The sequence below is a fragment of the Litorivivens sp. genome (genome assembly GCF_041625495.1).
In the GTDB taxonomy this organism is placed as follows: Bacteria; Pseudomonadota; Gammaproteobacteria; order Pseudomonadales; family Spongiibacteraceae; genus Litorivivens.
This window is the reverse complement of the sequence record NZ_JBFJTH010000197.1, coordinates 1-6068: the sequence shown is the minus strand read 5'-3', so window position 1 is coordinate 6068 and position 6068 is coordinate 1. Positions and strand designations below refer to the sequence as shown.

General features: G+C 52.2%; 5 protein-coding genes. 1 reads left to right on the top strand and 4 read right to left on the bottom strand.

Annotation, left to right across the window (positions count from 1 at the left end):
* The coding region (locus ABYP39_RS16675) for an N-acetyltransferase family protein (RefSeq protein ID WP_372783685.1) at positions 1-514 on the top strand (514 nt) is incomplete at its 5' end.
* On the opposite strand, the gene gyrB is transcribed toward ABYP39_RS16675, so the two are convergent.
* The 4 genes from gyrB to dnaA form a co-directional block, all read right to left on the bottom strand.
* Entirely contained in the window at positions 511-2928 is a 2418-nt protein-coding gene (gene gyrB, locus ABYP39_RS16670) for a DNA topoisomerase (ATP-hydrolyzing) subunit B (protein ID WP_372783683.1), read from the bottom strand. The two genes, ABYP39_RS16675 and gyrB, sit on opposite strands and share 4 nt — an antisense overlap.
* 45 nt (positions 2929-2973) lie before the next feature.
* Complete coding sequence (gene recF, locus ABYP39_RS16665) at positions 2974-4077, bottom strand: DNA replication/repair protein RecF (RefSeq protein ID WP_372783680.1); 1104 nt, start codon at positions 4075-4077, stop codon at positions 2974-2976.
* A 78-nt stretch (positions 4078-4155) separates the two neighbouring features.
* A complete protein-coding gene (gene dnaN / locus ABYP39_RS16660) occupies positions 4156-5262 on the bottom strand; it encodes a DNA polymerase III subunit beta (protein ID WP_372783678.1) in 1107 nt (368 codons plus the stop codon).
* Between the two features lie 110 nt (positions 5263-5372).
* Positions 5373-6068: chromosomal replication initiator protein DnaA (gene dnaA, locus ABYP39_RS16655; RefSeq protein ID WP_372783676.1), on the bottom strand; the 696-nt coding region annotated here is incomplete at its 5' end.

The window sequence follows — 6068 nt, the reverse complement described above, 5'->3', positions numbered from 1 at the left end:
CATGGCGCTATTCGGACAAAATTCGCAAACCAGGCCGGTCATCGAAGCCATCGCCGTTCGGCCGGCCACAATCGAGGACTCGGCCATTGTCGTACGGCTCGCTCGCGGACTAAGTATGACCGATGGCGGCCGCGCGTCCCGGCTCACCGAAGAATCCTACAGGCGCGACGGTTTTGGCGCAGACCCAGCATTCCGCGCACTGATCGCTGAAGTAGACGGCATGGTTGCCGGCTACGCGCTATATTTTTCCGGCTACGACACCGATCGGGCCACCCGCGGCGTCTACCTGGCCGATCTCTATGTGGAGGCAGAATTTCGGCGATATGGCGTCGGCCGCGCGCTGATGAAAGCGGCGGCCCAGGCGTGCCGCGATTTGGGCGGCGAATGGATGTTCTGGTCGGTCCTCAAACGCAACCGGGTGGCGCGAAAATTTTACAAGACCCTGGCGCCGGAGCTCAAAGACGTCATTCTATGCGCGGCGCTCGGCGACAGCTTCAATCGGCTTGCGCGCTAAGCGTCCAGATTGACTACCTTGAGCGCGTTGGACTGGATGAAATCGCGGCGCGGTTCCACCACGTCGCCCATCAGGGTTGAAAAGACTTCCTCGGCTTCCGCGCGGTGATCGATGCGGACCTGAAGCAATGACCTGGCATCGGGGTTGAGCGTGGTTTCCCACAACTGATCCGGGTTCATTTCACCCAAACCCTTGTAGCGCTGGATGTTGTATCCGCGTTCCGCCTGCTTCATCAACCAGGTTAGGGTTTCGCCAAAGGTTGTAACTGGCTGGGAGCGCTCGCCGCGTTTCACATACGCGCCATCTTCCAGTAGCCCCGACAGTTGCTCGCCAACAGATTTTATTTTTGCATACTCCGAAGAGCCGACAAACTCTCGCGTAATGAGATAGTCAGTACTCACTCCGTGAGCGATGACGGTGATTTTTGGATAAAAATCGTGGCGTTCTTTGTCTTCGTGGACACTGATCGTATAGCGGTTGTGTTTAGCTTCAACGGTCGTGGCCAAGCGATCCTGCAGATCCTGAGCCCATGCCTCTACAACTGCGCGATCCTGCATCCCTGCCTGGGTAAGGGTGGGTGCATCGAGCATTTGCCACAAGGCTATGTCGGGGTAAACACGGCTGAGGCGATCGATAACCTTTTCCACACTGCGGTAGTCGCGCACCAACTGTTCCAGTTGCTGGCCGCTAATGCCGGGCGCTTCTGGGTGAACGAATAGCGCAGCATCTTCAAGGGCGGAGTTCGTCAGGTAGTCGTTAAGCGCTTCATCGTCTTTCAGGTAGGTATGCGATTTACCGCGACCAATCTTATAAAGCGGCGGCTGGGCGATAAAAATATGCCCGTGTTCAATAAGCTGCGGCATCTGGCGGAAAAAGAAGGTTAACAGCAGGGTACGGATATGGGAGCCATCCACATCGGCGTCAGTCATGATAATAATACTGTGATAACGCAGCTTCTCTATCGAAAATTCTGACTTGCCGATACCACAACCCAGTGCGGTTACCATAGTGCCGACTTCTGCAGACGACAGCATTTTATCGAAACGCGCCTTTTCGACGTTTAGTATCTTACCTTTCAAAGGTAGTATTGCCTGGGTGCGGCGATCGCGACCCTGCTTGGCACTACCGCCCGCAGAATCACCCTCCACAAGGTAGAGTTCAGACAGGGCAGGGTCTTTCTCCTGACAATCTGCCAGCTTACCCGGAAGACCGGCAATATCCAGGGCGCCTTTACGGCGCGTCATTTCGCGAGCTTTACGTGCAGCCTCGCGTGCGCGTGCTGCATCCAGCATTTTCTGTACGACAATCTTGGCTTCGTTTGGATTTTCCATAAGGAAGTCGCCAAACTTATCGCTCATGGCCTGCTCGACCACGGTTTTAACCTCACTCGAGACCAGCTTGTCTTTGGTTTGCGAGGAAAATTTCGGGTCCGGCACTTTTACAGAGATGATCGCGGTGAGGCCTTCGCGTGCGTCATCGCCCGTAGTGCTCACCTTGGCCTTTTTGGCCAAGCCTTCTTGTTCGATATAGTTATTCAGATTTCGGGTAAGACCAGCCCGGAAACCCGCCAGGTGAGTACCCCCATCACGCTGCGGAATATTGTTGGTGTAGCAAAACAGGTTTTCCTGAAATCCATCATTCCACTGCAGGGCAACTTCCACCCCAACACCACCTTCACCTTCGGTCGTGAAGTGAAATACATTGTTTATTGGACTCTTATTCTGATTCAAAAACTCAACGAAGGCCCGCAGCCCACCTTCGTAGCAAAAGTTTTCTTTCTCTCCGCTGCGCTCATCGATCAAATCGATATTTACACCAGAATTCAGGAAGGCCAGTTCCCGCAAGCGTTTAGCCAGCAGATCAAAGTGAAACTCAATATTGGTAAATGTTTCCTCAGAAGGGTGGAAACGCAGCTCAGTACCGGAAGTATCCGCATCGCCAACGATGGCCAAAGGTGAGTCGGGTACACCATGGGTGTAACTCTGTTCATGCACTTTGCCGCCGCGACGAATAGTCAGCACAAGCTTTTTAGACAATGCGTTAACCACTGAAACGCCCACACCGTGGAGGCCGCCTGACACCTTGTAGGTGTTATCGTCGAACTTACCGCCAGCGTGCAGCACCGTCATGATAACTTCGGCCGCCGAAACACCTTCTTCGTGTATCTCCGTGGGGATGCCGCGACCATTGTCGCGTACCGTTATCGACTCATCGGGGTGGATAATAACCTCTATTTTAGAGCAGTAACCCGCGAGGGCCTCGTCGATAGAATTATCAACCACCTCAAATACCATATGGTGCAGGCCTGTGCCGTCATCAGTATCACCGATGTACATGCCAGGGCGTTTTCGAACCGCATCTAGACCTTTTAAAACCTTAATACTGGACGAATCGTACTGTTTACCTTCGCTCATGGCGTCCTCTTATTCTGCAACTAATGGAGCAGGGGTGGTCGATCTTTAGGCGTGGGGGATAACCTGACCGTGTTTCACGTGGAACCTTTTCGGTTGTTCTTCGAAACAGGATGCCAGATCGTCTTGTTCTATACTCGTGTAGAAAACCTGAAGCCCTAATTGGCTCAAAATCCGGCAGAGAGCCCGTCGCCTGGAATCGTCCAGTTCTGCGGGCAAATCGTCCACCAATACAACGCTATTTATACCATATTGGCGCAATAACTTCGCCTGGCCGACCCTGAAACTTGCAATAAGACTTTTAAGTTGACCCCGGGACAGCACCTCAAGCGCAGGCTTACCTGCCGCTCTAGCCCTTATATCCGCCCTGTGCGGGCCATCGCGTGTATAGCCTAGCTCCAGATCCCTATCGAGCGAGCTTTCTAGCCGCTCACGAAGGGAGGTCTCACGGTCCCAGCCAGGGTGATAGGAGAGGTTGATTTCTACCGGCTGAGACGATTGCTCGTTAATCGCTCCATAAACCTCCATGACCACCGGAACAAAGGCACTAAAAAGACTTTCACGCATGGTGTTTATCTCGTCACCAGCCGTTGCCACTTCTCGCGTCCAATAGACAAGCTCTTCGGACACTGAAGCATTCTGCTGACGAAGTAGGGCATTGCGATGCTGCAAGGCCTTGCCGTAGCGCTGCCAAATAGGCAGAAAACGTTGAGGTTCCACGTGAAACACCAACCAATCCATTAATTGGCGGCGTTTCTCTGGCGCGCCCTCCAAAAGGGAAAAGGTAGCACTATCGATAACCTGAATAGGCAGCAGTTGCGCGAGACTGCTAGCGGTTTTCACCGTCTGACCATCAACCCTGACAAAGGCCGACGCTTCTTGAAGCGCTCTACGCACACCTAGTTTAGTTTCTACGCCGGCGGCATCGATGACACTGCCGGAGACCGTAAAGGCTGTTTCGCCATGACTGATCAACGAGCGCCATTTATGAGTACGGAACGAGCGGGCAGCGCTTAAGGTGTATATCGCTTCAAGAATAGACGTTTTTCCCGAACCGTTCTCGCCGTAGAAAAGATTGGTATTCCCAAAACCTGTCAGCGACACGGTTTTAATATTCCGAAAAGCTTCTATATAGAGACGATCTAATAACATCGGGTGTGCTTGCTCAAACGAAAAAGGGCGCCGCTATTGACGCCCTTTTTCCTTACCGACACGTTATTGATGGGACAATCACAGCCGCATCGGCATAACGACATAGCGAGTTTCTTCACTGTCGATTTCTTCCAGCAGTGCGCTGCTATTGGGATCTGATAGCGACAGCTTTACGGTTTCGCCGCTTACAGCGCCCAAAACATCCATCAAGTAACTGACATTAAAGCCAATTTCGAGATCAGCCCCTTCGTAATCCACAGCCACCACTTCTTCGGCTTCTTCCTGTTCGGGGTTATTGGCCTGAATTTTAAGCTCGCCGCTGGTCAAACCCAGACGTACCCCGCGGTATTTTTCGTTCGACAAAATAGAAGTTCGACCAAACGCCTGGCGCAATGCTTCACGATCACCCAACACGGTTTTCGTACTACTGCGCGGTAACACGCGTTCATAGTCCGGGAATTTTCCATCAATCAGCTTTGACGTAAACGTAAAGCCCGGCGTTACCACACGAAGATGATTGGCGCTGATCATCACCTCGGCGTCGTGGTTTTCGTCACCCAACAAACGGGTGAGCTCGTTCACCCCTTTACGGGGAACAATCACTTGTAGTGGGTTAGGTGCATCCAATGCCGCCGTCAGGGTACACATCGCCAAGCGGTGACCGTCAGTGGCAACCGTACGCAATTGACCTTCACTAACTTCCCACAACATACCATTGAGATAATAACGCACGTCCTGCTGGGCCATTGCAAAGGCGGTTTTCTCAATAAGGCGCTTTATATCGCCTTGTTTCAGCGAAAAGCTTTGCCCATTATCACTCTGCTCTACACTAGGAAAATCCGCTGCCGGAAGAGTAGACAGGGTAAAGCGACTGCGGCCAGATTTAAGTATCAGGCGATTCTCATCCAGATTAAATTCGATGTCAGAACCATCCGGGAGCGACTTACAGATATCCACCAGCTTACGCGCCGGTACTGTAATCTCACCCTCTGACTGCGGTGGGGTGGTCAACTCAACCCGACCTATCAACTCTACCTCGAGATCCGTGCCGGTAAGCGAAAGTTCCTGTCCATCCAGCACTAACTGTACGTTTGCCAGAATGGCCAACGTCTGCCGACGTTCCACAACACCAGCTACCAGATTCAAGGGTTTGAGTAAGGCCTCGCGGGCGATGACAAATTTCATGGTCGGAGGGCGATCCTTGTTGGATTTATTGGTTCAATTATAGGCACTTATCATACGGTACTCGGCGCTAAAAGTGCTAGCTTGAGGTGTTTAAAAAGGACACCCGAGCGTCAGGTTGTGAGCGAACGCAGCAGATTTTGATAGTCTTCACGAATGTCTGCGCTGGTTTCACGCAATTCCTTTATTTTCTTGCAGGCATGCAGCACGGTTGTGTGGTCTCGACCACCAAAACTATCACCAATTTCTGGCAGACTCTGGTTGGTCAATTCCTTGGCCAATGCCATGGCCAACTGACGCGGCCGCGCCACGGAGCGACTGCGACGCTTGGAGGTAAGATCGGCTACTTTAATTTTGTAGTACTCGGCCACCGTGCGCTGAATATTATCAATACTGACCTGCTTATCCTGCAACGCGAGCAGATCTTTCAGAGACTCGCGAATCAGAGGTATATCAATCGAGCGCGCCATAAAGCGGGCACTAGCGATTACCCGCTTAAGAGCACCTTCGAGTTCTCGCACATTTGAACGCACCCTTTGCCCGATAAAAAAAGCTGCGTCCTGAGGCAGATCAACCTGCTCCTGCTCAGCCTTTTTCATCAAAATCGCGACCCGCGTTTCCAACTCTGGAGGCTCTACCGCCACCGTCAGCCCCCAGCCGAAACGGGATTTTAATCGCTCTTCCAAGCCATTGATTTCTTTAGGGTATCTATCACAGGTCAGTATCATTTGCTGACCGCCTTCAAGCAGTGCATTGAAGGTGTGGAAAAATTCTTCTTGGGAGCGATCTTTACCCGCGAAAAACTGAAT